This is a genomic window from Pseudoxanthomonas spadix BD-a59 (genome assembly GCF_000233915.3).
In the GTDB taxonomy this organism is placed as follows: domain Bacteria; phylum Pseudomonadota; class Gammaproteobacteria; order Xanthomonadales; family Xanthomonadaceae; genus Pseudoxanthomonas_A; species Pseudoxanthomonas_A spadix.
Genome location: NC_016147.2, coordinates 618,910 through 645,509 on the forward strand (window position 1 = coordinate 618,910; position 26,600 = coordinate 645,509).

Annotated in this window: 23 protein-coding genes and 2 pseudogenes; 11 read left to right on the forward strand and 14 right to left on the reverse strand. The window is 63.4% G+C overall.

Going from position 1 to position 26,600, the window contains the following annotated elements; all coding sequences use genetic code 11:
* Position 1: 1 nt before the first annotated feature.
* Positions 2-595 (reverse strand): carboxymuconolactone decarboxylase family protein, encoded by a 594-nt coding sequence (locus DSC_RS17040; RefSeq protein WP_014159588.1) that lies wholly within the window; start codon positions 593-595, stop codon positions 2-4.
* Here DSC_RS17040 and DSC_RS17190 point away from each other — a divergent pair.
* Positions 579-755, forward strand: coding sequence for a hypothetical protein (locus DSC_RS17190; protein WP_014159589.1), 177 nt, complete (start codon positions 579-581; stop codon positions 753-755). The genes DSC_RS17040 and DSC_RS17190 overlap by 17 nt on opposite strands.
* A gap of 12 nt (positions 756-767) precedes the next feature.
* Here the strand turns inward: DSC_RS17190 and DSC_RS17045 are convergent, their stop codons facing one another.
* The 8 genes from DSC_RS17045 to DSC_RS17345 form a co-directional block, all read right to left on the reverse strand.
* On the reverse strand, positions 768-1,238 hold the full coding sequence (locus DSC_RS17045; protein ID WP_083833438.1) for a (R)-mandelonitrile lyase: 471 nt from the start codon (positions 1,236-1,238) through the stop codon (positions 768-770).
* A gap of 150 nt (positions 1,239-1,388) precedes the next feature.
* Complete coding sequence (locus DSC_RS02730) at positions 1,389-3,095, reverse strand: DUF3141 domain-containing protein (RefSeq protein ID WP_202944902.1); 1,707 nt, start codon at positions 3,093-3,095, stop codon at positions 1,389-1,391.
* 138 nt (positions 3,096-3,233) lie between these two features.
* Positions 3,234-4,760, reverse strand: coding sequence for a thymidine phosphorylase family protein (locus DSC_RS02735; protein ID WP_014159592.1), 1,527 nt, complete (start codon positions 4,758-4,760; stop codon positions 3,234-3,236).
* Entirely contained in the window at positions 4,757-6,112 is a 1,356-nt protein-coding gene (locus DSC_RS02740; protein ID WP_014159593.1) for an MBL fold metallo-hydrolase RNA specificity domain-containing protein, read from the reverse strand. The genes DSC_RS02735 and DSC_RS02740 overlap by 4 nt, the downstream gene beginning before the upstream one ends.
* A gap of 61 nt (positions 6,113-6,173) precedes the next feature.
* On the reverse strand, positions 6,174-7,193 hold the full coding sequence (locus DSC_RS02745) for a ribose-phosphate pyrophosphokinase (RefSeq protein ID WP_014159594.1): 1,020 nt from the start codon (positions 7,191-7,193) through the stop codon (positions 6,174-6,176).
* Positions 7,190-9,289, reverse strand: coding sequence for a heavy metal translocating P-type ATPase (locus tag DSC_RS02750; protein ID WP_014159595.1), 2,100 nt, complete (start codon positions 9,287-9,289; stop codon positions 7,190-7,192). Before DSC_RS02750 ends, DSC_RS02745 begins: the two co-directional genes overlap by 4 nt.
* On the reverse strand, positions 9,286-9,990 hold the full coding sequence (locus DSC_RS02755; RefSeq protein ID WP_238527664.1) for a methyltransferase family protein: 705 nt from the start codon (positions 9,988-9,990) through the stop codon (positions 9,286-9,288). The genes DSC_RS02750 and DSC_RS02755 overlap by 4 nt, the downstream gene beginning before the upstream one ends.
* A complete protein-coding gene (locus DSC_RS17345) occupies positions 9,941-10,240 on the reverse strand; it encodes a DUF2933 domain-containing protein (protein WP_202944903.1) in 300 nt (99 codons plus the stop codon). The genes DSC_RS02755 and DSC_RS17345 overlap by 50 nt, the downstream gene beginning before the upstream one ends.
* 175 nt (positions 10,241-10,415) lie before the next feature.
* Here DSC_RS17345 and DSC_RS02765 point away from each other — a divergent pair, with 175 nt between their 5' ends.
* Both DSC_RS02765 and DSC_RS02770 read left to right on the forward strand, forming a co-directional pair.
* The gene (locus tag DSC_RS02765; RefSeq protein WP_014159598.1) at positions 10,416-11,096 is read left to right on the forward strand and encodes a heavy metal response regulator transcription factor; all 681 of its coding nucleotides are present in this window, start codon (positions 10,416-10,418) and stop codon (positions 11,094-11,096) included.
* Positions 11,089-12,501 (forward strand): Cu(+)/Ag(+) sensor histidine kinase, encoded by a 1,413-nt coding sequence (locus tag DSC_RS02770; protein WP_014159599.1) that lies wholly within the window; start codon positions 11,089-11,091, stop codon positions 12,499-12,501. Before DSC_RS02765 ends, DSC_RS02770 begins: the two co-directional genes overlap by 8 nt.
* Before the next feature lie 157 nt (positions 12,502-12,658).
* On the opposite strand, the gene DSC_RS02775 is transcribed toward DSC_RS02770, so the two are convergent.
* The 5 genes and pseudogenes from DSC_RS02775 to DSC_RS02795 form a co-directional block, all read right to left on the reverse strand.
* Positions 12,659-13,912: an MFS transporter gene (locus DSC_RS02775; protein WP_083833441.1), complete on the reverse strand. Its 1,254-nt coding sequence runs from the start codon at positions 13,910-13,912 to the stop codon at positions 12,659-12,661.
* 128 nt (positions 13,913-14,040) lie between these two features.
* Positions 14,041-14,723 (reverse strand): annotated as a pseudogene (locus tag DSC_RS15935) (zinc-dependent alcohol dehydrogenase); the annotation flags it as partial.
* A gap of 97 nt (positions 14,724-14,820) precedes the next feature.
* Positions 14,821-17,814 (reverse strand): Tn3 family transposase, encoded by a 2,994-nt coding sequence (locus DSC_RS02785; protein ID WP_014159602.1) that lies wholly within the window; start codon positions 17,812-17,814, stop codon positions 14,821-14,823.
* A 24-nt stretch (positions 17,815-17,838) separates the two neighbouring features.
* Positions 17,839-19,110 (reverse strand): site-specific integrase, encoded by a 1,272-nt coding sequence (locus DSC_RS02790; RefSeq protein ID WP_014159603.1) that lies wholly within the window; start codon positions 19,108-19,110, stop codon positions 17,839-17,841.
* Positions 19,107-19,520 (reverse strand): MerR family transcriptional regulator, encoded by a 414-nt coding sequence (locus tag DSC_RS02795; RefSeq protein WP_014159604.1) that lies wholly within the window; start codon positions 19,518-19,520, stop codon positions 19,107-19,109. The genes DSC_RS02790 and DSC_RS02795 overlap by 4 nt, the downstream gene beginning before the upstream one ends.
* A 105-nt stretch (positions 19,521-19,625) precedes the next feature.
* On the opposite strand from DSC_RS02795, the gene DSC_RS02800 reads away from it, so the two are divergent.
* The 8 genes and pseudogenes from DSC_RS02800 to DSC_RS02825 all read left to right on the forward strand — a co-directional run bounded on the left by DSC_RS02800 (position 19,626) and on the right by DSC_RS02825 (position 26,600).
* Positions 19,626-20,243: a cation efflux transmembrane domain-containing protein gene (locus tag DSC_RS02800; RefSeq protein ID WP_014159605.1), complete on the forward strand. Its 618-nt coding sequence runs from the start codon at positions 19,626-19,628 to the stop codon at positions 20,241-20,243.
* 308 nt (positions 20,244-20,551) lie between these two features.
* Positions 20,552-20,872: a hypothetical protein gene (locus tag DSC_RS16485; protein ID WP_062167471.1), complete on the forward strand. Its 321-nt coding sequence runs from the start codon at positions 20,552-20,554 to the stop codon at positions 20,870-20,872.
* 164 nt (positions 20,873-21,036) lie between these two features.
* Positions 21,037-21,270, forward strand: a pseudogene (locus DSC_RS17480) (dolichyl-phosphate-mannose--protein mannosyltransferase); the annotation flags it as partial.
* A gap of 158 nt (positions 21,271-21,428) precedes the next feature.
* On the forward strand, positions 21,429-23,144 hold the full coding sequence (locus DSC_RS02805) for a phosphoethanolamine transferase (protein WP_014159606.1): 1,716 nt from the start codon (positions 21,429-21,431) through the stop codon (positions 23,142-23,144).
* Between the two features lie 71 nt (positions 23,145-23,215).
* Positions 23,216-23,587, forward strand: coding sequence for a diacylglycerol kinase (locus DSC_RS02810; protein ID WP_027080084.1), 372 nt, complete (start codon positions 23,216-23,218; stop codon positions 23,585-23,587).
* A 141-nt stretch (positions 23,588-23,728) separates the two neighbouring features.
* Positions 23,729-24,040 carry a hypothetical protein gene (locus tag DSC_RS02815; protein ID WP_126941536.1) on the forward strand — a complete coding sequence of 104 codons (312 nt, stop codon included), beginning with the start codon at positions 23,729-23,731 and terminating at the stop codon, positions 24,038-24,040.
* A gap of 56 nt (positions 24,041-24,096) precedes the next feature.
* Positions 24,097-25,350, forward strand: coding sequence for a TolC family protein (locus DSC_RS02820; RefSeq protein ID WP_043290357.1), 1,254 nt, complete (start codon positions 24,097-24,099; stop codon positions 25,348-25,350).
* Entirely contained in the window at positions 25,347-26,600 is a 1,254-nt protein-coding gene (locus DSC_RS02825) for an efflux RND transporter periplasmic adaptor subunit (protein ID WP_014159610.1), read from the forward strand. The genes DSC_RS02820 and DSC_RS02825 overlap by 4 nt, the downstream gene beginning before the upstream one ends.

Sequence of the window (26,600 nt, forward strand, 5' to 3'; positions counted from 1 at the left end):
GTCAGTGTTCCGCAGCAGCCGCAAGCGCCTGCGTCAGGGCCTCGCTCGCGCGCTCGCCTGCCTGTGGGTCCGCGTGTTCGGCGAGGATCCGAACGACCTGGCGCAGCTGTGCCGCGCTCAGGCCCACCCGCAGGCTGGCGCCCATGTGCGAGCGCAGTTGCGCTTCGACGCCCGGCGTGGCGGCCAGCGCCCCGACCGTGGCCAGTTCGCGGCTTTGCCAGTCCAGGTTGTCGCGCTCGAAAATGTCGCCGAACAGGTGCGCCTGCAGGAACTGGTTGATGACCGGCGCGAAGTCCGTCACCGCGTTCTTGACCGGCCCGCCGGAAATCTTCGTCTGGTTGGCGGTGCCCACGGCGATCAACGCTTCGCCGGTGGGAATCTCCCGGCCCGGCTCGCGCCCGGGCGCATCCTCGATGCCGCGCACCTTGCGCGCTTCGACCACCTTCAGCAGTTCGCCCAGCGCGTTGAGGCTGCGCGGGAAGCCGGCGTAGGCGTAAAGCTGCACCAGGATTTCCTTGGCCTCGCTGACGGTCAGCCCCGCGTCCAGCCCCAGGTTCAAGGCGGCATTGAGCTTGGGCATGTCGCTGGTGGCCATGGCGGCCGCGATCAAGGGGATGGCCTGCTGCCTGGTCGACAGCGTCTCGGAGGCGGAGGATGTCGAGGTCACGGCGTTCGGCTCCACAGTGCTCTGGATGGCGTGGCTCGGCGCGATCGCCAGCCCCAGACTCAGCGCCAACACGGCCACCAGCGCGTAGGACGGGTGAACCCTAGCGGGCGTTGTATTGGTCATCGGTCACCTTCTCCATCCATTCCACGGTCTTGCCGTCCAACACGCCGCTGACGGCCAGGTGGGTCATCGCGGTCGTCGGCGCGGCGCCATGCCAGTGTTTGACGCCGGGCGGGCACACGACCACATCGCCGGGACGGATTTCCTGCACCGGCTTGCCCCATTCCTGCGTCAGGCCCACGCCCGAGACCACCACCAGCCGCTGGCCGGCGGGATGGGTATGCCAGGCCGAACGCGCGCCCGGCTCGAAGGTCACATAGGCGCCGGAGGCATTGATCTGCGCGCTGGCGGGAAACAGGGGATCGACGCGCACCCGCCCCGTGAAATTCGCCTCCGGACCGGCTGCGGACGCTTGGGTGCCTGCGCGGGCGATCTGCTGCGTAGCCGCTTCACCGGCCTGGGCGAAGGGGGTGGCGGCACATACCGCGATTCCCAACAAGGTTCTGGTCATGAGGTGCTCCACGACTCATCGGTGCTGAGTCGGTAGAAGCAACATAAACCCTGCCGTTTAATAGATAAACAGCATCAGTTGAATAGAACTAATTCGATTCCGATATAAATCGGACAGAAGACCGCTTCAACAGGCCGCGGACGCGAATCATCAGGCCGCGCCGGACCGCCCCGGCGTCCCCCCGAACACAAGCGTGAACCACTTTTCCATCGCGTCGTCGCGATGCTTGCGCCCATCCTCGATGGCCCGGGATACCTGCGCGATCGCGGCCTGTTCCTGCGCCACGAAGGGGTGGTCGGCGGGCAATGGCGTCCGCGCCTTCCTGATCAGCGGTGCCAGGGCCGCGATGGCGTGCATCCAGGGGCTGAAGGCTTCTGAAAGCAAGTAGCGGCTGGTGCGCATCGGATGCAACCATTCCAGCGCCGAGGCGCTCCAGGGATTGCTCATTGCGCTCACGACGGGGCTCACGAACGTCTTGTAGAACAACTCGTTCGTCTCCGAGAGCCCGCGTACTTTCTCGAACGCCGCATCGGGGGCATCGAACCGCAGATCCTCGACCTGTCGCTCCTCGAAACGGACGGTGTACTGCGAGCGCGCGCAATCCGGATCGCCGCTCGGGTTGTCGATCTTCATCTCGTAGAGGCCCGGGGCCAACGCCTCGATGTCCGGCAGGCTGTCCAGGATGGCGCGATGCTCGAAACGGGCGACGTTGGCGGAGACGAAGATCCCCAGGTGCCCGACGTGCGGGTTGGTCAGGTAAACGATGCGCTGATCCGCCCGCTTGAGCGCGTCCGTGTCGGGATAGACCACGGGAATCCAGCCCAGCGCCTGGTGTGGCGGCGTGATGTTGTCGCCATAGGAAGCGAAGACCACCAGCGGGTTGCGGATGCGCCTCAGGTCGACGGTGCAGTGCTCGTCGATCCGCAGCGTGCCTGCCTCAAGGCGGTTGCCGATGAACAGGTTCTCGACGATCGCGATGATCTCCTCGCGGCTCATGAAATACCAGGCATTCCACCAGCGTTCGAACTGGAGGAAGCGATCGCGCTCGGTATCCACATGTGCGAAGAGGTTCGCGTACTTCTCCCACACCCCTTCCGGCTTGAGATTCTCGAAGTTCTGGATGAGCCAGGCGCCGTCGAAACGGCCATTGCCCAGATCCGCCAGCAGATGGGTCATCCATACGCCGCCCACGAACCCGCCGGCAAGCCGCATCGGGTTCATGCCCGCGGCGCCTGCCCAGTAGGACAGCGGCGATCCATTGAGCACGACCGGGCCGCTCAGGCGCTGGCAATCCGCCGCGAGCAGCGTGAGCGCCCAGCCCGCCTGGCAGTTGCCGTACAGCACCGGCGGCTGGCCGGGATGGCGCCTGGCCACGTCCTCCACGAAACGCCGCAGCGCATGCAACACGTCCGCGAGGGTCTGGCCGGGACACGGCTCGGGAAAGAAGGAAACGAAATAGACGGCATGGCCGCGATGCAGCGCGATTCCCACTTCGGAGTCGGTCTTGAAGCCACCGATGCCAGGACCATGACCGGCGCGCGGATCGGCGATCACCACGGGGGGCTTGGAGGCATCCAGGCAGTCTTCGATGCAGTGGTCTCCGGCCCGCGTGATGCGAAGGAGCGCGTAGTTGGCCGGGCGCTCGAAGCGCCGGGCGTCGAGCAGGGTCTCGTAGTCGAAGTCGAGCAATGGCGGCTTGCCCGCGCGCTCGTGGGCGATCATGTCGTCGGCACGCTGGCGCAGCGTGTCCCAGAACAGCACCGCGCGTTCGAACACGTCCCGCGAGTAATCCACCGCCTGTGCGAGATCGCGGGGAGAAGAACCCGCAGGCGCTTGTTCGGCGGGTCGGTCTGCCATCCCCGGCGGTGTGGTTGCCGCGGGCGGCACGCGAACGGCCCCTTCGCTTCTGGGTCTGCCCGCAGCGCGCTTCGTTGAACGGGTCCGGGTTTCACGTGGGCGCATCTTCGCCTCCAATGGAAGTACTGCAGCAACGTCTCAAGTCGCGATCTCGATGATGTCCGGGTTCCGGGACGCGTACTCCATGGCATAGGCCAGTTCACCCACGGTGTCGGCGTGCAACCGAAGCAGCGGCTGTCCGCTGGCGACTTCGTCCCCGAGCATGACGTCCATGGTCACGCCGGCGGCCTTGGCCTCCGGCGCACCGGCCAGCTTGGCGAGCTGGGAGATCTTGCGGTTGTTGATCTGGACGATTCGCCCTGCACGCCCGGCGGTCAGAGGCCGCACGTGCAAGGCCCTGGGCGGCTCGCGCATGCCTCCCTGGGCCTGGCAGATGCGCTGGAATTTCGTCCACGCCCGCCCGTCGGCCAAGGTAGCCAAGGCCAGGGCATGGCCTGCTCCCGCCTCTGCCGCGCCGCCGATCTCGAGCGCGGCACCGGCGAGCACGGCGGCCCGGTTCCGCAAATCGGCGGGCATATCGGGCCGGTTCTGCAGGACGGCGAGAATGTCGTGCGCTTCGAGCGCAGGACCGATGCCCCGGCCAACCGGTTGGCTGCCATCGGTGCGGATGCACGTCGCGGCCAGGCCAAAGTGCGCGGCGACCGCGACCAGCCGATCCCCCAGCCGGCGTGCGGCTTCCTCGGTGCGGACTTTGGCGGTCGGTCCGACCGGGATGTCGAGCACGACGTGGCTGGACCCTGCCGCGATCTTCTTGGACAGCACGGAGGCGATCAGCTGCCCCTCGGTGTCCACGTCCAGTTCCCGCTCCACCCGCACGAAGATGTCGTCGGCAGGACTGAGATGCACGGCGCCGCCCCAGGCGATGCAGCCGCCTTCCTGGTCCACCACGCGCTGGATCGTGGCCAGGTCGAGATCGACGGGTGCCAGTGTCTCCATGGTGTCCGCGGTGCCGGCCGGCGAGGTGATGGCGCGCGAGGACGTCTTGGGCATCACCAGACCGTTGGCTGCGACGATCGCGACCACGATAGGCGTGGTCCGGTTGCCCGGCAGTCCACCAATGCAGTGCTTGTCCACGACCACCGGCACGTTCCACGCCAGGCGGTCCCCGACGTCGACCATCGCTGCGGTCAGGTCGACGGTCTCCTGCTCATCCAGCGGCAGGGCCGCACTGGCGGTCAGGAATGCGGCCAGGTGCACGTCCGTGTAGCGTCCCGCGGTGACGTCCTCGACGACCGCCTGCAGGGCGGCCGCATCGAGCCGGTGGCCATAGATGCGTCGTCGCACGTTTGCCAGGGAGTCCAGGCTCGGCGCATGGGAGACCTTGATGGGCGTGCCCTCCGCGACGCCCAAGCGTTCCCACGCGGACTCGGACAGCGCCGCCTCGCCGGGCGCCACCAGATCGCCATCGGCCTGATAAAGCATCGCCAGGACCTGTCGCCCCCCCGCCGAGAGCAGGACCTGGGAGCGGGAGCTCAGACCTTCGGCGCGGCAGACATGGCAATCGGTTCGCATGACCGCGATCGCTTGGTGCTGGGAATGCAGGCCCAGGCGCCGGGCGCGCAGGGTCGGCGGCGCATTGGCGGTCTGGTCGGCAGTCCCGGTCACAGCTCGAACACCTGACCAAGCCGGGGGACCGATACGGGCCAGCCGGTTTCCTTGTCGATGCGCACGCGCAGCGCCTCGGAGGCATCCGGTTCCCCGTGCACGACGAAGACGCGCGAGGGCGCGTGCCGGAAGCCGGAGAGCCAGCGCATCAGTTCATTGGCGTCGGCGTGTGCGGACAGTTCCGGCAGGTTGACGACCTGCGCATTCACCGGCACCCATTGCCCGTGGATCCTGACCTCGCGCGCGCCCTGCAGCATGGCTTGGCCGCGAGTCCCGGCAGCCTGATAGCCGGCGAACAGGATGGTGTTCTCGCGTTTCGGCGCGAAGGCGGCGAGGTGGTGAAGCACGCGACCGCCGGTCGCCATGCCGCTGGCTGAGATGACGACCTTGGGGAATTGACTGGCGGTGATCCGCTTGGATTCCTCCACCTCGCGGGTGTAGGTGGCGATCCCGCAGGCGGCATGGCAGATCTCCGCAGGCAATCGGTGGTCGGCCAGATGGTCGCACAGCAGTTCGCTGGCGTTGATCGCCATCGGACTGTCCAGATAGATGGGCACCGAACCCAGGCGTCCGGCCTGGCGCAGCTTCCACAGGTAGTAGAGCAGGAGTTGCGCGCGGCCCACCGCGAAGGCGGGAATGACCACCGTGCCGCCGCGGCCGACCGTCTTTTCGATGACGGCCCCGAGGGCTTCGGCCGCGTCGCTCGGCGCATGGGTCCGGTTGCCGTAGGTGGACTCGATCACCACGTAGTCGGCTTCGGCCACGGGCTGCGGATCGAACAGCATCGGGTCGTCGTAGCGACCCAAGTCGCCGGAGAACACGATGCGCTTGCCACCCCAGTCGATCTCCGCCGTGGCGGCGCCCAGGATATGTCCGGCATAGCGGAAAGTCAGTGTCGCGCCGTCGGCAAGCGAGACCGGCTTGCCGAACGGTACGTTGGAGAACTGCTTGAGCGCGCGCTCGGCATCCTGCACTGTATACAGCGGCAGCGCGGGCTTGTGCTTGCTGAAACCCTTTCGATTGGCGTACTCGGCATCCTTTTCCTGCAGGTGGCCGCTGTCCTTGAGGATCAGTTCGGCCACGTCGCGAGTTGCGGCGGTGGCGTAGATGCGTCCGCGAAAGCCATCACGCACGAGCTTGGGCAGGTAGCCGGAGTGGTCCAGGTGCGCGTGCGTCAATACCACCGCGTCGAGTGCCTTCGGCGCGACCGGCAATGGCTCCCAGTTCAGCTCGCGCAGGTTCTTCAGGCCCTGGAACAGGCCGCAGTCGACCAGGATGTGCTTTCCATTGTGGCTCAGCAGATGCTTGGAGCCGGTGACGGTGCCGGCACCGCCGAATGAGGTGAGCTTCAAGATCGGAATCCTCAGGGTGTGAATGCAGCGATGTCGGCCGGGGGGCCATCGAAGCGACGCATCAAGTGTGGCCGCTCGTCCAGGCGGGAGGATCGCTGGCCGGGAAAGAATCGATACTCGCCCGGTCCACCTCGTCGAGCGGCTCGGGCGAGCGACGATGACGCACCAGGTTCGTCGCGCCCTCCTTGTCCGCGGCCAGCGCAAGCGCGATCAGTGGCGCCAGCGCGATCGCATTGCTCTCATGCCGCACGGCATCGGTGGAGACGATACGGCTGCACAGCGGCGTGAGCTGCTGGTAGGCGTCTTCGGCGAAGATGGCATGCACCACGGCAACGATGGGCTTCACAAAGCCCTGCTGAGGCAACTGCCGGGCGGCTTCGACCAGCGTGCGGCCGGAGGAGGCAATGTCATCGACCAGCACCGGTTGACGACCATGCCAGGCGGACAGGTCGGACACCGCGACCTCGACGTTGCGATCGCCGTGGCGGATCTTGCGCAGGACCGCGTGGGGGGCGCCGATGCGCTGGGCAATGGCGGCCACCCATTGCTCGCTTTCTTCGTCCGGACCGATCACCAAAGGGCTCTCCACCTCGGCGGCGATCCAGTCGGCCAGTAGCGGCGCGGCGTGCAGTGTGTCGGCTGGCACGGTGTAGAGTGCCGACAGCGCCGGGTAGCGATGTAGATGGGGATCGACCGTGACCAGGCGGTCGAAGCTCGACGACACGAGACGGGCGAAGCTGCGGGACGTAATCGCTTCTCCCGGGTGGAACCGGCGATCTTGCCGCATGTAGGCCAGGTAAGGCGCCACCAGGGTCACCTCGCGGGCACCCAGGTCACGGGCGGCATCGGCCGCAAACACCAGCGACAGGAAGCCGGGATCCGGCTGCGCCAGTGTCTGCACGAGAACCACGGACTTGTCCGCCACGTCGGCGGCGATGCGCACGTAGCTTTCGCCGTCGGGAAACCGGCGGGTTTCCAGCGTCCCCTGTTCCCACTTTCCGGCGGCGGCCAGTTGACGGGCGAATGCGTCGTTGCCCGGAAGCGGCAAGATCAGTCGATCGGAGGACGCCATCGCGGTCATGCGTGCCGCCTGTAGAAACGAAGGAGTTGGGCATTGATGGCGACGATCACCGTGCTGGCCGACATGAAGACGGCAGCGATGGCGGGCGTCATCAGGAAGCCCGTCCCGAAGGTGATGCCCGCGGCCATCGGCACCGCGACGGTGTTGTAGCCGGTCGCCCAGATCAGGTTCTGGACCATCTTGCGATAGGTCGCGCGCGACAGGCCCAGGATCGCTCCCACGTCGCGCGGATCGCTGCGGACGAGTACGACGTCGGCGGACTCCACGGCCACGTCCGTGCCTGCGCCGATGGCCACGCCCAGGTCGGCCTGCACCAGCGCCGGGGCGTCGTTCACGCCGTCGCCCACCATGGCCACCGACAGGCCGCGTGCCTGCAGCTCCCGGATCTTCTCGGATTTCTGGTCGGGCAGCACCTCGGCGAAGTACTCGGAGATCCCGAGTTCCTTGGACACCGATTCGGCCACGCCCCGTGCATCGCCCGTCAGCATCACCGAGCGAATCCCCAACCGGGTCAATTCCGCGATGGCCTCCTTGGACTCCGGCCGTACGATATCGGCGAGCGCGAAGAGCGCGCGCGCCTGGCCGTCGCGTTCGAGCACGACGACGGTCTTTCCCGCGGATTCGAGCTGTCCAAGCCGCTCGTGGGTGATGGCGTTGCCCTGGCGGGCCAGGTGGCCCGGGCTGACGATGCGCACGCGCACATCGCCGACGACGGCGACGATGCCTTCGCCGGTGATGTTGCTCACTTCACTCGCCTTGGGGAGGGCGATGCCGCGGCGCTTGGCCTCGGCCACGATGCCATGGGCGATCGGGTGTTCCGACTGGCTTTCCGCCGCCGCGGCGAAGGCCAGCTCCTGGCTCTCGTCACCCTCCTGCAGCAACACGATGTCGCTGACCCCGAAGCGCCCCTCGGTCAGGGTGCCCGTCTTGTCGAACACGACCGCATCCAGCCGGCGCGCGCGCTCGAACGCGGCCCGGTCACGGATCAGCAAGCCATTGCTTGCGCTCAGCGACGTGCTGACCGCGACCACCAACGGCACCGCCAGCCCCAGCGCGTGCGGGCAGGCGACGACCATGACGGTGACCATGCGCTCGATGGCGAAATTGAGCGGCGCGTCGAGCATCAGCCACCAGACCAGCAGCGTACCGACGCCCACAGCCAAGGCGATGTAGGTCAGCCAGGCCGCGGCGCGGTTGGCGATGTCCTGCGTACGCGAACGGGTCTGCTGCGCCTTCTTGACCAGCTCGATCACCTGCGACAGATACGTGGCATCGCCCGTGGCCGTGACGCGGATGGTGACGGCGTTCGCCCCGTTGATGGCGCCGCCGATCGCGGTGGCGCCGACTCCCTTGGTGACCGGCCGGGATTCGCCGGTGAGCATGGCTTCATTGAAGCCCGAGGAACCCTCGGTTATCTCGCCGTCCACCGGTACCTTGGCGCCCGGGCGGACTATCACGCGGTCGCCCGGCTGCAACGCACTGATCGGCACGTCATGCAGGCTGCCATCGCCGTCGATGCGGGTGGCGCTGTCGGGCAGCAGCTTGACCAGTTCCTCCAGGGCGCGCGAGGCGCCCATGACCGAGCGCATTTCGACCCAGTGCCCCAGCAGCATGATCGCGATCAGCGTCACCAGCTCCCAGTAGAACTCCTGGCCCGGAAAGCCGAAGGTCACGGCCACCGAGAAGACGTAGGCCGCCGAGATGGCCAACGCGATCAGCGTCATCATGCCGGGCTGGCGCTTGCGCAGTTCGGAGACGACGCCGACCAGGAACGGCCAGCCGCCATAGAGATAGGCCACGGTCGACAAGGCGAACAGGACGTAACGATCGCCGCGGAAGGCCAGCACCTCGCCCAGGCCCAGGGCGTGCTGGATCATGGGCGACAGCGCGAGGACGAACGGAGTCAGCAGCAGCGTGACCCAGAAGCGCCTGCGGAAGTCGGCGACCATGGCACCGTGGTCGTGGCCGGCATGCCCGGAATGTCCGGCGTGAGTGGAGCCCGCAGCGCTCACCACGGCTTTGGCCGGCGGCGACGGAGAATGGGCGTGATTGCCGTGATCGTGATGATGCTGCGCGTGCGGATCATGGGGATTCATTCGATCTGGCCTTCTTTGGTTTTGAACAGGCGACCGAGCCGCGGCAGGAAGGCCGGCACATCGCTCGCGTAGCGTCGATACTGATCCCCGAACGCCGTCTCGATCTCGCGTTCCTCCTGCTTGGCGAGCCGCCAGTACATGACGAGCAGGATCGGCAGCATCACGCCCGTCACCAGGGTGGGCCACTGCAGGAAAAATCCGATCAGCACAAGGACGAAGCCCACGTACTGCGGATGTCGCACGTGGGCGTAGGGCCCGGTCGTGGCAAGGGCGCCGGCGCGCTGAGCCTCGTGCAGCACTCGCCAGCCGGAGGCGATCAGCCAGAATCCGGCACCGATCAGGACATAGCTCAACAGGTGGAATGGATTGCGGTGGGGATCTCCGGACCAGCCGAAAAGTGCGGGCCAGATATGGCCCGCGTCGTGGGACAGGGGGTCCAGCCCGGGAAAGCGATTGCCCAGCCAGCCCGCCAGCAGGTAGAGCGTCAGCGGGAAACCGTACATCTCCACGAACAGCGCGACGATGAAGGCCGAGAAGGCACCAAGCGAGCGCCAGTCGCGGGCCGTCGCCGGCTTGAAGAAGCTCAGGGCAAACAGGATGAAGATGCCGGCGTTCACCAGGGCCAGGAACCAGAGCCCATAGGCAGGCGGGTCACCGACCATCGCGATCGCCCTCCTTGCGATGGTCATCGTGCGCGCCATGACCGCTATGACCGCCATGACCGCGGTGCATGAAGAAATGCATGCCGACGCAGATCAGCAGAGGCAGCAAAAGGGGGAGCGCCCCGAGCAGGTGCGCCCGATGCTCCAGCCACAGGAAGAGCCCCGCAATGAAGAGAAAGACGCACAGGGTGAGGACAGCCGGGCTGCGCCACGCTCCTCGCTTCCGACCAGGGATTCCGCTCATCTCGACGCTCCAGAGGGTGTGTTTGACGGTCGATGGGACGGCCATGACGACATGCCGATCGTAGGAATGGCGCGCTGTCGGGCCAGTTACGCGTCGATTACAATCATGTAATGTTTCAGTCACCTTCGTGGCAGCTTTGCCTCGCTACAGTGAAGGGCAATCTCAGGAACCGCGTCCTGACGGGCCAGAGGCGCCGAACCGGCGCATGCGTGGACTTACGATGAAACTTCTGGTTGTCGAAGACGAGCACAAGACTGCGGACTACGTACGCCAAGGGCTTACCGAGGCCGGGTTCGTTGTCGACTTGGCGCGCGATGGGCCCGATGGCCTGCACTTGGCCACGACCGAGCACTACGACCTGATCGTGCTCGACGTCATGCTCCCGGGCATTGATGGGCGGAAGGTCCTGCAGTCCATTCGCGCCACCGGCAACCAGGTTCCGGTGCTTTTCCTGACCGCCCGCAGCAGTGTCGACGATCGCGTCCAAGGGCTGGAACTGGGGGCCGATGACTACCTGATCAAACCATTCGCGTTCTCGGAGCTGCTTGCACGCGTGCGGACCCTGTTGCGCAGGGGAGGCTCGCCCGCGCCTCACGACCGCATTCAGATCGCCGATCTGGAGCTGGACCTTGCGCGCCGGCGCGCCATCCGGGCCGGGCACCGTATCACCCTGACCAGCAAGGAATTCGCCTTGCTCGAACTACTGGCACGACGCCAAGGTGAAGTGCTGCCGCGTTCGCTGATCGCCTCGCAAGTCTGGGACATGAATTTCGACAGCGACACCAATGTCATCGACGTCGCAATCCGGCGGTTGCGCGCCAAGATAGACGACAGCTACGAGCCCAAGCTCATCCAGACCGTGCGCGGCATGGGGTACACGCTGGACATCCCGGATGCCTGACAGGCTCGCATTTCTTCGCCGCCCGGCGTCGCTCTCGTCGCGGGTGACCGGGCTGGTCGGCATCGCGATGATGGTGGTGTTCCTGATCTTCAACTGGATCAGCGTGCGATCGCTGGAGCGGCATTTCGCCGAGATGGACGAGGAGGAACTGGGCGTGATCTCCAGTTCGGTCATCCGGGCATTGGGAGAGGTGCGCGACGGAAGCGATGAACAGGCCCTGCGCCGTGCCGTTCGAGGGCATCACGGCGTTTACTACTTTGTCGCCGACGCCGCCGGAAAGACGCTCTATGCCCCGAAGGATGGCCCGGACATGGCGAGCTTCGCCCAGCGCGTGCCTCCCGTCCCTCTCAGGGGAAAGCACAGCATGACGATCTGGGAGGAGGACGGCAAATCCTATCGTGGTGGCGTTGTTGTTGCTGGCGGCGACGCCGACCTGGGCGAGGTCTACACGATTGCGGTGGCCATGGATATCGGCGGCCATCTCGACTTCATCAAGAGCTTCCAGCGCATCCAATGGTGGACCATTTGCGTGGTCATGTGCATCGCGATCCTGGTGGCCTGGTTCGCTGTCCGATGGGGGCACATTCCGATCCGCAGGGCCAATGAAAAGATTCGCGCCATCACCTCCTCGAAACTGTATCTGCGGTTGGATCCCAAGTCCGTCCCGATCGAGCTGGAGGAAACCATCGCCTCGTTCAACGACATGTTGGGGCGCATCGAAGACGGTTTCGAACAGTTGGCGAATTTCTCCGCCGACATCGCCCACGAGTTGCGCACGCCCGTCACCAACTTGATGACGCAAACGGAGGTGGTGCTCGGCCAGGCCCGATCGGCCGATGAGTATCGGGAGATTCTCTACTCCAACCTGGAAGAGTTCGGGCGGCTGAACCGCACGATCAACGACATGCTCTTCCTTGCGCAGACCGAGAACGATCCGGGAAACCTGAATCTGGAGAGCGTGAACTTGAAGGACGCCATCCAGGGGTTGTTCGAGTACTTCGAGGCCCTGGTCGAGGAACGGGGCGTGAAACTCGAGGTTCGCGGTCAGAGCGTTCCGGTTCGTGGCGACCGGGAGATGCTGCGTCGGGCCCTCAGCAACCTGATCTCCAATGCGATCCGATATACACCCAACGGCCGAACGATCACGGTGAGATTCATGCAGAACGATCGGGACGTCGTGATCAGCGTGGAGAACCCCGGTGAGAAGATCCCGACCGAGGAGCTCTCGCGAATATTCAATCGCTTCTATCGGGTGGATCATGCCGCGCACAGGAAGGGTGAAGGCGCCGGCCTGGGGTTGGCCATCGTCAAGTCCATCGTCGAGGCGCATGGCGGGTCGGTCAGCGTATTGTCCGACGAGAGGATGACCAAGTTCATCATCCTTTTGCCGCTGGCCGATGGTTGAGACGCACGCCCTTCATCGGCACGTATAAGCGGCCTGCTTGATTATTGGGAAGGCTTGATGCCGCATCGCCTCCTTCAGACTTCGCCATATCGAGGGCTGCCGCTGCGCCCTGCCGAAGCCAATCCATGCCGCGCGTTCCCAACTGACTCGCCAAGGATCAATGGCGAGGACAACTGCAGAATCGGGCACCTCGTTCTGGCCAGAGTCGTGAAAGGCCGAGTGTCATCATGAGCGAAGACAGGGCCAGTGCCCAGACGATGACAAACTGCCTGTCCGCGCTGATGACGGCGACGGCGAGCGGTGCCAGTGCCGGTCCCAGGCTGGTAGCCGATTGCTGCAGACCGAGCCTCGCTCCGGAAGGTGTTCCTTCGCCACCGATCCAGAGGCTGGTTAACAGCCGCAGGCTGGCGCCGGCCCAGCCGGCCATTGCAACAAGAACCGCAATTGCGACCGGGCTCCTTGCCATCGGAAACAAGAGCAGGGAGGTGCTGAGCAGCGTCAGCATCAGGAAGGCCAGCGCTCTAGGGCTCGCAATCAACCAGGGAAAGTAGACGTGGAAGAGTTGGGCGGCGAGCATCGCAAAACCACAAAGAGCAAGCATCCCTGCCACGTGCTCTCGCGAGAGAATGAGTTGACTGCCAGGCACGAGCAATACCATATGAAGAACGGCGAGGCCGCTCGTGCCCAGCAGCGTGAGGGTTAGCAGTCCAAGCGCTCCGGCCGGTGTCGGCCGGTTCCCGCAGGCCTCGGCGCGATAGCCCGTCGAGCGTGGTGGCAGGCAAGCAAAAAGCATTAACCCTGCGGTGAGTCCGATGATCAAAGCGACCATCGCCAGAGGCAGGGTTGGCAGGAAGCGCGTCGAAAGCTCACCGAACAGTGGACCCAACATGTCGCCTAGAAAGACGAAGGCTGTCAGCCAGGTGAATCTTCTCGCTTGAGTGCCCCTATCGCCGGCACCGAGACTGGCTGCAAGTAGCGCCAAAGGGATGATGGCAGCGGAGCAGGCGCCAGCCAGCGCGCGCAGCACATACAACCATGCCAGTGGTGTTGCTCCGGTCGCGGTTGTCGCCAGCGCGAGGATGACGAGCGTGGTGCGCAGCAGGATGCGATAGTCGTAGCGGTCAGCAAGCCAGCCCCACAATGGCGCCAGCAGCAAGGCACCCACGGGATGAGCGGCTGCCAGTCCGGCAGTGTGGAAGCCTTGTGAATCGACAGTTGATTCACCGAGGCCCTCCCGGACGAGATCAGGAAGAAAGGCAAGGACGCCCGTCTGACTGGCCCCGGCGGCGGCCACGGCGATGAGGAGTAGCGCGAAATCGCTTGGTCCCGATTCCCCTTGGCGCGAACGGGTCAGCGACTTGCCTGAGCGCTCTCCTTGTCGTGCGTAGGCGTATCGATGACTCGTGTCCATGCATAAACGATGCTTGATGATCGAGAAGGGTTCGAGGCGTCCAACGTCGCCGCACCCTCGCCGACGACGACCTGAGAGGCGCCGAGGCGACTGAAAATGGTTCGGGACGGCCGCCCGCTCCCCGGTTATCAGCCGAGATCGAGCACGATCCTTCCTTCGATATCGCCCTCGTGCATGCGTGCGAAATGTCGTTGATCTTCTCAAGCTTCTCTGTATGCACGGTGGCATGAACCTTCCCTTCCCCAGCGAAGGCGAGAGCCTCTTGGAGATCGAGACGGGTTCCAACGATTGATCCCCGGATGGTGATCCCGTTGAGTACGGTATCGAAGATCGATATCGGGAAATCTCCAGGGGGGAGTCCGTTGAGCGTCACCACGCCTCCACGACGGACCATGCCCAGGGCCTGTTGGAATGCCTTGGTCGAGACCGCCGTGACGAGAACTCCTTGGGCGCCGCCGATCTCCTTGCGGATGCGAGCGCCGGGATCTTCGTTGCGAGCATTGACCGTGAACGTCGCACCCAGTCTTGAGGCCAGCGCAAGCTTGCGGTCGTCGATATCGACCGCGACGACATTCAGCCCCATCGCCTTAGCGAACTGCACCGCCATGTGGCCCAAGCCACCGATGCCGGAGATGGCGACCCAGTCGCCTGGCTTGGTCTTGGTCACCTTGAGGGCCTTGTACACCGTCACTCCGGCGCATAGCACGGGGGCGATCTCGACGAAGCCGACGTTCGCCGGCAAGAGGCCCACATAGTTGGCGTCCGCAAGGACATACTCTGCGAAGCTGCCGTTGATGGAATAGCCGGTATTGAGGGTCGGCAGGGAATCGTTACGTACTGGGCCAAAAGCCACCTAAACGATTGAAGCGCAATGATAATTGCCTTATTCCGATAGCGGATCTCCCCGTCTATGGGGCCTGTTCAAGGACTTTGGCGGCATAGCTCAGCGGCGCCACTTCCCTTTCAAGATCCAAGTGGTAATCGCCGAAGCGATTGATGTGGCTGGTTCGGTAAGGCGACAGGCCGGCCAGAATCTCGGGCGTCAGTTCAATCCCCTCCTTCTGCATTTCGGCCAAGGTCCGGCTCATGCCTTCCACGTTGTGGAGGATGATCATGTTGGCCACCAGCTGACTGTACTTGATGATCTTGCGCTGCTCGTGTTGGACGTTCTCGGCAATGATCCCTTGGCTGCCAAAGAACACCCACTTCACGAAACCGTTGTATTCCTCGCTCTTGTTGGTCGCGGCATTGATCGTTTTGCGGATCTCGTGGTCATCAATGTAGCGCAGCAAGAACAGCGTTCTGACGGCCTTGCCCAGCTCCCGGAAGGCAAAGTACAGTTTGTTCTTTCGGCTGTAGGTGCCCAATCGGCGCAGGATCGAGGACGCGGTGATCTTGCCCAATCGGATGGAGATCACCACCCGCAGCATGTCGTGGAGATGGGTGGCGATCAGTTGCCAGTCGATGCTGTCCCCAAACAGGGCCTGGATGTTCTTGTAGGCCCTTCCCGGTTCAGGCCGGAAGAACGTCAGATCTTTGATGTTTCGGATCCTGGGCATCAGCTGGATGCCCAGCATGTGGGCCAGGCCGAAGACCGGATAGCTTTGCGCCTGCGTGTCACCATGGACGATCTCAGGCTGGATGTCGGAAGTGTTGGCCAACAGGCCGTCCAAGATGTAGATGCCCTCGTGCACGCCACAGGGAATGAAGTGGCTGAACAGAGCCACGTATTTGTCGGACACGTGGTAGTAGCCGATGCCGCCATAGCCGCCGTAGCGGATGTGGTACTCCGACAGCAGGTTGTCTTCGTAGACGCTCCACTTGGTGCCATCTGCTGACGCGCTCTTGCCGCTGCCCCAATAGCCCGGCAGGTCAAATTTGTTGTAGGTATTAACGACCTCCACGATGGCCTTCTCAAGGACATCCTCGGTCACGTATTTGAGGTTGAGCCAAGCGACCTGGCGACGGCTGAAGCCCTTGATCGACCGCGCCGTCTGCGTCGGACCCAAGTTGCAGTCATAGCAAAACAGCGTGGTGATCACCCGCCGGGGCAGATCTTCAACCTGGCTCTCGGTGCCGGCGATCGGACGGAAGAAGCGGTGCAGATCCAGCCATTGGCTGGCGTCGATCAGCACATCGACGATGCTGGACTCTGGGAGCCGTTCGGCGATGAGGCGATCCACCGTGGTAATCGCGCTGGAGACTTCGGCGCGTTGCCCCTTCCGCAGCACCAGGCGCCCCTCCAGGATGTCCGCATGCACGTTCTCCGGGAAACGCGCGTCGACCTCGTCGGCCAGGGAGGTCAATTGTGCGCGCAACCCTGCCACGAACGACTCGGCGTCGGTGGGCAGGCCTGACACCTGGCCATAGGCTTCCAGCTCTTGGGCCAAGGTGGCTTCATCGACCAGCTGCTCGCGGTAGTCATCAAACCGTTCGCTGCTGGGAATGAAGAGATCGCCGGACTTCAGTTCGTCCTTGACCTGCACCAGTACCGCCTGCTCGAAGTACTTGCGGTGCATCCAGCCGGCGCCTGCCGCGCTGGCCCGTTTGCCAAACACGTGCTGACGCCAGAGCTTGGACATCCAATCGAAGTCCTTTTCCGGATCCAGGCCGAGGGATGCGACTTCGATCAGCTCACGGCGTTGGTTGCGCAGCGACAGCACCGCTGCGATCAATGGCTCCATGCCGGCATCGTGGCTGGTTGCCCGCAAATTCATCAGCTCCAGCCCGTTGAACAGCAGTGGCCTGACCGCGCCATAGGGCTGCAACATGAAAGGCAGGTAGTTCTTCCCCGCGTAGGCCATATGTTCTTCGCATTCGGCCAGCAGGGTCGACACTTCCGCTTCCAGGCTGTTGTCGATGGCATCCACGCGCTGACTATCGCTGCCGTCGAGCTGATAGGCCTGCAGGATTTCCTTGAGCTGGCCGATGAGGAAGTCGGCCCGCTTGGCATGTTCGAGCTGGTAGGCCAGCAGCTTCTGCTGGGCCGTGTTCTCCAGCCCGCGCACCTGTTTAATGAACAACTCGGCTGCATCATCCAGCGTTTTGGCATGCTGGGCGCGAATGAAGATGGTGGCCAGCGCATAGCGCTTGTCCGGAGCCAATTCGGCCAGCTCGCTGGCGTCATAGGCCCGGGCCATTGCACGGAATTGCTTAAGCTTAGGGACCGGCACATCGATCGGAGGCAGCTGCTCAGCCAACTGCTGCAGCATGCGGATGTGCTGCAGATAGAACCGGACTTCCTTGTTGGTGGGCCGACCAGGCTCGCGCTTGAGCGATTGCCAGCCGGTGAACCTGGAGTTTTCCGGTGCGCGCAGCAAGTCGTCAATGAGCGTGCGAGTGGTAGGCGTCAGCGCGTGGCTGATGCTGCGGTAGTAGCCCAGATTGACCCGCTCACGCGCGCCGATGGCGGCCAGTTCCAGGGTGCGGAAACCGGGCAGTTCGTAGCGATGGTGCACCAGCTCTTCGAGCAGGACGTTCACGATGTCCGGGATGGTGTGCTTGGTCTGGGCTGCTCCGGTGGCCACCGTGTCCAGCCAGGCCAAGCCTGATTTATCCAGGGGACGTACACCGATGAACTGCCGAAGCTGCGGCATGTGCCGGCGCTTGCTGCCGGAGGCGTCGTAGCGTTCGAGCTGGTCGGTATCCAATACGCGCCCGAGTCGGGCGGCCTTGGCGATGTGCTGCCGGATCCGCTCGGGTACGTCGGCCAACAGTGTGAAGTAGCCCAAACGCTGGAAGAGCTTGAGATGAATCAGTACCGCCAATTGCGGACCCGGCTGGGTGGTCAGCTGTTTTGCAAATGCAATCTCAGCGGCGGTCGGGGTATAGATCTCCTCCAGTTCCTTGGCGGTGGGATCAGGCTTCAGTCGCGGGTAGGCGGTCTCGTGAAGGGTAGCCATTGGATCCGGAGGTTATGAGGGGGGTCAATCCCAGTGGCGGCCGTCGTCTGTACTGAGAGACGCTTCCAGGAAACACTGGTGCGTATCGGCCATGCGGTGCATGTCATCGAGCAACGTAGCCAAAATTTCATCCAGATCCCGGTCGGGATCGGTGGGAGCAGTCAACCGGTACTCGCTGCTGGCGGTGTTCAGCCGCACAGCTTGGAACGGAGCCAAGCAGATCTCTTCGATTCGCCCCCGGGCCTTGGCCGCGCCACGGCCGGCGCGGGCAAACGGGGTCAGCATCATGCGTAGGCGCAGCTGCAGGGCAGATTTGCCCTCGGGCGCCGGCAGCGCCATCGTCGGAGCTGGCGCGGCTGGGCTGGGCAGGCTCGCTTCAATGCGATCCCGGGCGAACGGGTCACGCCCGTCCAGGTAACGCATGGCCGACTGCACATCGCGCCAGCCCACGTACTCCATCAGCGCCTTCATATCCCAGCCTTGGTCGTTGGCCCAGCTGGCAAACCCGCGGCGCAGCGAGTGGCTGCTGTGGAGCCCAGCATCGGCAAACCCGGCACTGGCCAGCAACTCGCGCAGCAAGCGCACCAAACTGTTGGGATGGAGGCCTTCGGCGCTTATCTGGCCCCACTGGTTGACCGCTCGAAACACCGGCCCTTCTTGCACGCCAGCCGCCTGCAGCCACGTCTGGGTCGCCTCCACCGGACACAGCCGCGACAACGCTGGCACTTTGTAGGTGACGCCGGCGGCCTGCCTATCGCCCTTGCTGCGCGGCAGGAAGCAGGTCATCCCCTGTCCCGGCACCAGCGTGAGATGGGCCACTTCCAGCCGCAGCAGTTCATCGCCGCGAAAGCCACGCCAGAATCCGAGCAGCACCAGCGCTCGGTCCCGTTGGTGGCGAAGCGCTGCCGCTCCGTCGCCCCGGGCATGCGCCGCCGCGATCGCGGCAGCCAACCAGTCATCGAGCTCGACCAGCCGCCGAATCTGCAGCGGCGCGGCTTGCTTGACCTGGCCCGGGTGCAGGGTCTGGATGCCTTTGAGCACCTTGCGCACCAGCGGCGACCGGGTCGGGTCGACAAAGCCGTGGTCGCGGTGCCAAGAGGCAATGGCGGCCAGCCGGTGGCGAAGCGTGCTGGCGGCTAGGGTCTGCGCATACGCGGCCAGGTACCGCGCCACGCTGTCCGGTGTCGCTGGGAGGTGGCCTTGCCATTCAACCTCGAAGTGCCGCAGCGCCGACGCATAGCTGCGCACCGTGTTCTGGCGCGTGGCTGCATCGAGGTAGCGGTCCAGTTCGGTCACTGGCGCGTGGCCTCCACAGCGACCGGCTGCCGCAGGGTCGACAGGATGGTGCATTCAGCCCGCTGCCCACCGTGGCAACTGGCAATCACCCGTTCCAACTCGGTGGCCATGCGCTCCAGGTCGGCCATGCGCGCCCGCACGTCGGTCAGATGGCTGCGTGCCAGCCGGTCCACGTCCCCGCACGAAAGCTCCTCATCGCCGGCCAGCTGCAGCAGGCTGCGGACCTCCTCCAGGCTGAAGCCTAGGTCCCGGCCGCGCGCAATGAAGCGCAGCCGCTCGATGTCGGCCGGGCCATAGACCCGGTAGCCATTGCCCGAGCGCCCCGGGCGCGGCAACAGGCCGATCCGCTCGTAATAGCGGATCGTCTCCAGGTGGCATCCACTGGCGTCGGCAGCCTCACTGATTTTCATTCGTAGTACGCTTGACTCCGTAGTAGCTACGGACTTTACACTCACCTGCTGTGTCATGCCAGCGACCCGCCCGGGCCCGGCTTCCCTGCGACTGGAGATGTTCCGATGAGTGATTGCGGCTGCCACCACGAGGCCAAGAATGCGCAGGAGCGGCGCGTCCTCTGGATCGCCCTAGCGTTGAACGCGGCGATGGCCGTGATCGGCGGCATCGCCGGCTGGATTGCCCATTCCACTGGCCTGCTGGCCGACGCTCTGGACATGCTGTCCGATGCCACCGCCTATGCCATTGGCCTGGTCGCTATCGGGCGCACGGCGCGCTTCAAGGCCAATGCCGCTTGGGTCAGCGGCAGCGTGCTGCTTGTGCTGGGTGTGGGCGTGTTGGTTGAGGTGGGCCGCCGGGTGATGTACGGCGCCGAGCCGGTCAGCGGCTGGATGATTGGCACCGCCCTGCTGTCGCTGGCGGTCAATATGGCGGTGCTGCGCATGCTGGCACCGCTAAAGTCCGGCGAAGTGCATCTGCGAGCGACGTGGCTGTTCACGCGGGCCGATGTGGTCGCCAATGTTGGGGTGATCCTGGCCGGTCTGTTGGTGTGGTGGCTGGCCAGCCCGTACCCGGATTTCGTGATCGGCGCCCTGATCGGCCTGTATGTGATCAAGGAAGCCTTCGAGATTTTAGGTGATGCCCGCCGGGCAGGTGCCGACGCGCGCAAGACGGCTGCATGACCAGGCTTGGCCGACTGAGCTCGGACTCTGGCGGCTGCGCTTGAACCCGGCACTGTCACGTGGCGCAGCTGGCCCCCGACCTAATCCGTCGCAGCTCAATCTGCGTGACCGTGCGGAAGCTCAGGCAAAACGTTAACTTTCTGTTCTTCGGATGCCGGATTCCGTCAATTTCCCGCGCCAGCTTTTGCCTGGCCACCTGACTCGCAGAGGCCACTCGAGCCCGCGAGATTGATGAATAAGCGTCAGCTTGCTGATGAGCGGGACCCAAGGTATCTTTCCGGCCTCAAATGTATCAGTCCTAGCCACACGTGCCTTCCATTGTCATCCATGCCAAGCGCTACGCTCTGGCACTGCTGCTCGCAGTGATGATCATCGTGCCTGTCGTTGATGCTTCGGTCTGCTTCTCTGAGGAGCAGTCACACCAGGAAGTGGCAGGGCCAGGCGATGGCCACCCCGATAAGGCGCATGCCGCTTGTGGTCACGGTCACTGCCACCACAGCAGCACTTTTGTGGCGTCCAACGGTTTCACCAGTGCCGAAGCCGCAAGAAATGAAGGCGGGCACACGTTCTACGAACAGCCCATGACGTCCCACATCCCGGACACGCTGATTAGACCTCCCAGGCTTTGATCGCATAACAGGCGCAACGCGCCTGTCAGTCCTTCTGCGATCACCTTTGTGTAGGTCTTTCCATGAACACATCTTGTTGCTGGGCGCTCCGTGCGCTCGGCCGACGCGTGGCTGCACGTGCAGTCGCCGGCCAGTACTGCGCCGCCTTGAAGAAGGCGACCTGAATGCCCTTCTCAACATCTACCAATCTCCGAACTGCACGCGATCGAGCGGCACTACTGATGGCAACCTCCGTGCTTGCCATCGGCGCATCTCTTGGTGTGCGCGATTTTGGGCCTGTCGACGAACCGAGATTTGCCTTGGTTGCCACCCAAATGGTGGCAACCGGAAGCTCGCTGTTCCCGCGTCGGGGAGCGGAGCTGCACCCAGACAAGCGTCTCTTCATGTGGATCTCGGCTGCACTGCTGTCACTGACCCAAAACCTGCGGACCGCGGTCCTGGCCCCTTCGCTGGTGTCAGGCGTTGCATATGTGTGGATGGCTTTCCATCTAGGAACGCGCAATGGCGGCCGTGTGCGCTAGGGGCGCGCGCGGTGGTCAATAAAAAGGAATCACCAATGCATTACGTGAAAACAGAATTCAACCGAGGCAGTTCGCGCGGGGGCCTAGGCTCAGATCCACTGGGCCGTCTTGGCAAGCCCATCTGCGGCCCGCAGCTGGGCGTCAACACGTTGATTATCATCGTGGCGATGTACTTCACGTTCTTTCTCAACAGCGCGTTCTTCGCAGAAGTAATTGCGAAGAGTGGTGCGGACGGAGCAGCTCGTGCGCTACTTGTTATCTCTACGGGAGCGATCCTCACTGCCTTGAATGTGCTCATTCTCGGATTGCTATGCGTTCGATGGACGGTGAAGCCGGTTCTTGCATTGCTTCTCGTCGTGTCCGCTACTGCTGCCTACTATTCAGACAATTACAGCGTCTACTTCGACGCCAGCATGGTACGAAATGTGCTGAAGACCGACGGCGCTGAAGCCGGAGAGTTGCTGACCTGGGGCTTCTTTCTTGCGGTACTAATTAAAGGCGTCGTGCCAGCTATCGCGGTATGCATGGTAAGGCTCCAACGTTCTTCCAATGTGACGCGGGCGATACTTGCAAGAGTGCTTCTACTTGGCATGGCGGTTGTTGTAATCGTTGGCGCGGCAATTGCGTCATTCGACGACCTCTCATCACTCATACGCAATCACAAGCAAGTCAGATACCTTGCAAACCCTGGAAACTACATCGCTTCCATTGCGAAGGTTGTGCGAGAAGACACCCGTGCGGAGCGCGGTCCGATCCAAGTGGTTGGCCCCGATGCCATGATGACGCCTCATCCGCCAGGCGCGAAGCCCCACTTCTTGGTCATCGTTGTAGGTGAGACGGTTCGTGCGCAGAACTGGGGTTTGAATGGATACGGCAGACAGACAACGCCACAGTTGGCAGCGTTGGACGTCGTCAATTTCTCAGGCGTGACCGCCTGCGGGTCAAACACCGAAGTGTCGGTGCCCTGTATGTTCTCTGCGTACGGGAGGCGAGACTACGATCGAGACAAGATCAAAGGTTCGGAGTCGCTTCTGCATGTTTTGGAGCGTGCCGGGGTCAGGACCCTATGGCGTGACAACCAGACTGGATGCAAGGGCGTCTGCTCTGATCTGGCATTTGAATCCTATCGCGTGCCGGTCAAGGATGTTCTGTGCGACGACCAAGCATGCCGTGACGAGATTATGCTGCAAGGTCTGCATGACTCGATCGAGGACAACCCTGGTGATGTCGTTGTCGTTCTACATCAGCTGGGGAACCACGGACCCAGCTACTTCAAGCGATACCCGGAAGATCTGACGAAATTTACTCCCGACTGCCGAAACGCAGACTTGGGCAAGTGCACACGCGGTGAAATCGTCAATGCGTATGACAACGCGGTCCTTGCGACAGATGACTTCCTTGCAAAGACAATTCGCATGCTTGAACAGGACAAGAGTCACGATACCGGGCTGATCTATGTCTCCGACCACGGCGAGTCATTAGGGGAGGCGAACGTCTATCTTCACGGGCTCCCCTACGCTATCGCCCCTGATACTCAGATCAAGGTGCCGATGGTGATGTGGATGTCTGATGGTATGAAGAGCAGCAACAACCTGGACCTTCAATGTGTCCGGGACCGATCAAAGCAGCCGTCCAGCCACGACAACCTCTTCCATTCTGTGCTTGGCCTGATGCAGGTTAGGACGACGGTGCTAGACGAGAGCCTAAATCTGTTCTCAGGCTGTACCAGCAACGCCGGTCACAGCCTATAGCCGACCACGGCGAGTATCGCTGTTGGAAGACCCGTGAGCGTCTCTTGGGCCCAAAAGAAGGAAACATCGAAGTGGCAGATATGTACGGTCATCGTCCGCGGAGCATTGCGCGCGTCTTTGAGGCGCTTCGCTGGTCTCTCCAGGGGCTGAGATCAGCTTGGCTGCATGAATCGTCGTTTCGGTTGGAAGTTGTTATGGCCGCGGTGGCATTACCTACAGCTATCTTTTTCGGCAACTCAGGGGTAGAGCGAGTGCTTCTCATGGGGAGCGTACTGTTCGTTTTGGCATTCGAGCTGCTGAACTCCGCTATCGAGGCAGTGATCGAACGGTATGGCCCAGAAATCCATGAGCTGGCTGGTCGTGCGAAGGACATGGGGTCGGCTGCGGTGTTCGTGGCTCTTTGCAATGTCGCCCTCACATGGGCCGTTATCCTTGTGGGTTGATTCCCTGGGTCCCGACCTGAACGGGGCTAGGGTGCGTTCAAGCACAGCCACCGTAGTGTTTTTATGTAATTGTATCCGTCCAAAAGAGGTTGCTAACCTTTCCCAATGCGTCGCTCTCTGCCTGCTATTCGTATATACCTGATGCTGCTGCTTTTGGCGGCGTTCGTGGTCGTGCCTGTGGCCGAGGCATTGGCGTGCGCGCAAGAAGCGACGGTCAGCGTGGGCGATGTGCACGCCTTGCAAAGTGATTCAGACTCCGAGTCGAGCAAGAGCAAGGATTCGTCCAGTGCCGATGCCTGTGGCCATGGGCATTGCCACCATTCAACGGCAAGCCTCCCAGCTGCCGGTCACGACGATCTGTTCGCCGATGGCCGGATTTCGCTGCACAGTACCGAGCACGGGGACGTCTACGCCCTCCGACTCGACGGACCCATGCGCCCCCCCCGTATCTGATCTGGCTCTGCCCCGCATTTGCGGGTAGTTCGCTCAGATAATTTACGGGAGTTTTTATGTCGATTTTGACGGGTCGGTCGCTTTCAGCGACCGGGTTGGCTGTCGCTGTTCTGCTGGCGTTGGTGCCAACCGGGCATGTAGCTGCTCAAACTGCACCATCTTACGAATCGTTGCTTTCTCGCTTGAACCAGATGCCTGCGACGGTCCAAGGCGTCGCGCTGGCTGAGGCAGCCGAGGCGCGGGTACAACAGGCTCGGGCACTGCCCAATCCGACGGTCTCCATCGAAGCGGAGAACGCCTACGGCACTGGTCCCTACAAAGGTTTCTCAAACGCTGACAGCATTGTCACCCTCTCCCAGCCGCTGGAGATTTGGGGTCAACGAGGGGCCCGAGTGCGCGCCGCGCGTGCGGAGGCTGGGGCTGCAGGCTTGCGGGGTGATCTGATGCGCAGTGACGCAGCGGGTCGCCTGGCTGCGACATACGCCGAAGCAGAGGCTGCGCTGCGCCGATATGAGTTGGCCAGCGAGGCATTGGCCTTGATTGAACAGGACGCCAAGGCGGTAGCTGCGATGGTCAGCGAGGGACGTGAGCCCAACCTGCGCGGTGTGCAGGCACGGAGCGAGGTCGCCAATGCAAAGGCCAGCCTAGATGAGGCCGAGGCCTACCGGGATGCGGCGCTTGCTCGCCTAGCCGCGGTGTCCTTAGTGGACAGCCCGCTGACCGACATCGGCGAAAGCCTGCTTGACCGAGTGCCCTCTCACCCAATTGACAATGAGGCCGCCCCGCTTGCCGTTCGTATCGCCCAAGCCGAAGCGGACGCCTCCGGCCGCCTTATCGATGTTGAGCGCAAGCGTGCGTTGCCACAACTGAGTGCATCCGTGGCTCAGACGCGCTTCCGCCAAGCGGGCGACCAAGCTTACAACGTGGGCATCAGCCTTTCGATCCCCCTATTCGATCGTAACCGCGGTGCGATCCAGGCGGCCTATGCGGAACAACGTGCTGCCGAAGCGGTTCTGGAGGCTCAGAGGCGTGACAGTGAGGCGGCCCGTTTGGGAGCGGTAGCGAGTCTCAAGGCATCCAACAGCCGCGCACGAGCAGCGGATGAAAGCGTACAGGCCGCAGATGAAGCCTATCGGCTGGCCCGCATCGGATTTGAGGCAGGTCGTATATCGCAATTGGAGCTGCGCAGCACGCGATCAACCCTGATCGCTGCGCGTGGCAGTGCTGTGGATGCCCGTCTTAGCCGGGTGGCAGCAGAAATCGACCTCGCCCGCCTTGAAGGGCGCGCACCGTTTGTGGAGGCAAAATGAACAAGTACGGAAACAAGACGCTCATCGGAGCGACGCTGCTGGCTACCTTGATGATGACCGGCGCGCTGACCTCATGCAGTGGCGGGGCGCAGGAGGATGCCAAATCCACCGGTACGGAGGCAGAAAAGCCGGCTGGAAAGGATGATGGTCACGACGATCACGCAGCTGACGCAAAGCCGGGCTCCGCCGAGGCGCACAGTGAAGGTGATGGTGATGGCGAACATGGCGAAGAGGAGTCCGAGGAAGGTGTAGTCAAGCTGACGCCTGACCAGATCAAGGCATCTGGCATCGGCGTGGTGGCTGTCGGCCGCGGCGGTGGCGCATCGACCCGCCTTGCAGGTCGCGTCGAGCCGGCCATCGGGGGGCGTGCTGCCATCGCCTCAACGGTCACCGGCCGCGTTGAGCGCGTGCTTGTTGCGCCGGGTACAGCCGTCAAGAGCAACCAGCCCCTGGTGATCATTGTCAGTGGAGAAGCTGCGACCTTCAAAGCCGCCGCCACTGCCGCTGCGGCGGAGGCCGAAGCCATTCGCCTGGCCTACGGCCGCGACAAGTCTCTTGTCGAGCAGGGCGTAGTGGCTCGCCAGGAGCTGGAGGCCTCGCGCGCGCGCTCTTTGGCCGCTGATGCCGCCGCTAGTGCTGCACGTGCACAGGTAGCGGCCAGTGGATCTCCGGACAGTTCCGGCCGGGTGACAATCTCCAGTCCTGTCGCTGGCGTGGTTGGCAACGTCCAAGTGACGCCCGGTGGTGTCGTCTCAGCTGGAACGCTTGTTGCGGAGGTTTCCAATCCGGACATGAATGAACTCGTATTCACTGCACCGCCAGCACTGGCCACTCTCGCGGTGCCCGGAATGAAGCTGGAAGTGACTGGCCCGGGCGGAAGCTTCGAAGCTGAGGTGATTGCCGCCGCTGCGAATGTGATGCAGCAGGGAGGCACCGCGACCATTCGCGCCAAACCAATTTCGGAGAAGTTGCCACCGGCCGGCTCCCCCGTTTCGGCCGTCATCATCGCCGATGGCGCAGCTGAAGGCATGAGCGTCCCGGCGGATGCGGTCCAAAGCGTTGATGGCAGAAGTGTTGTGTTCGTTGCTGTCGAGGGAGGCTTTAAGGCAACGCCGGTACTCGCTGGCCGTCGTGCAGGTAATCGAATCGAAATCCTTAACGGCCTGACAGGTAGTGAGCGCCTCGTAGGCGCCAATGCCTTCCTGCTCAAGGCCGAACTGGCCAAGGGCGAAGCCGAGCACGGCCACTAA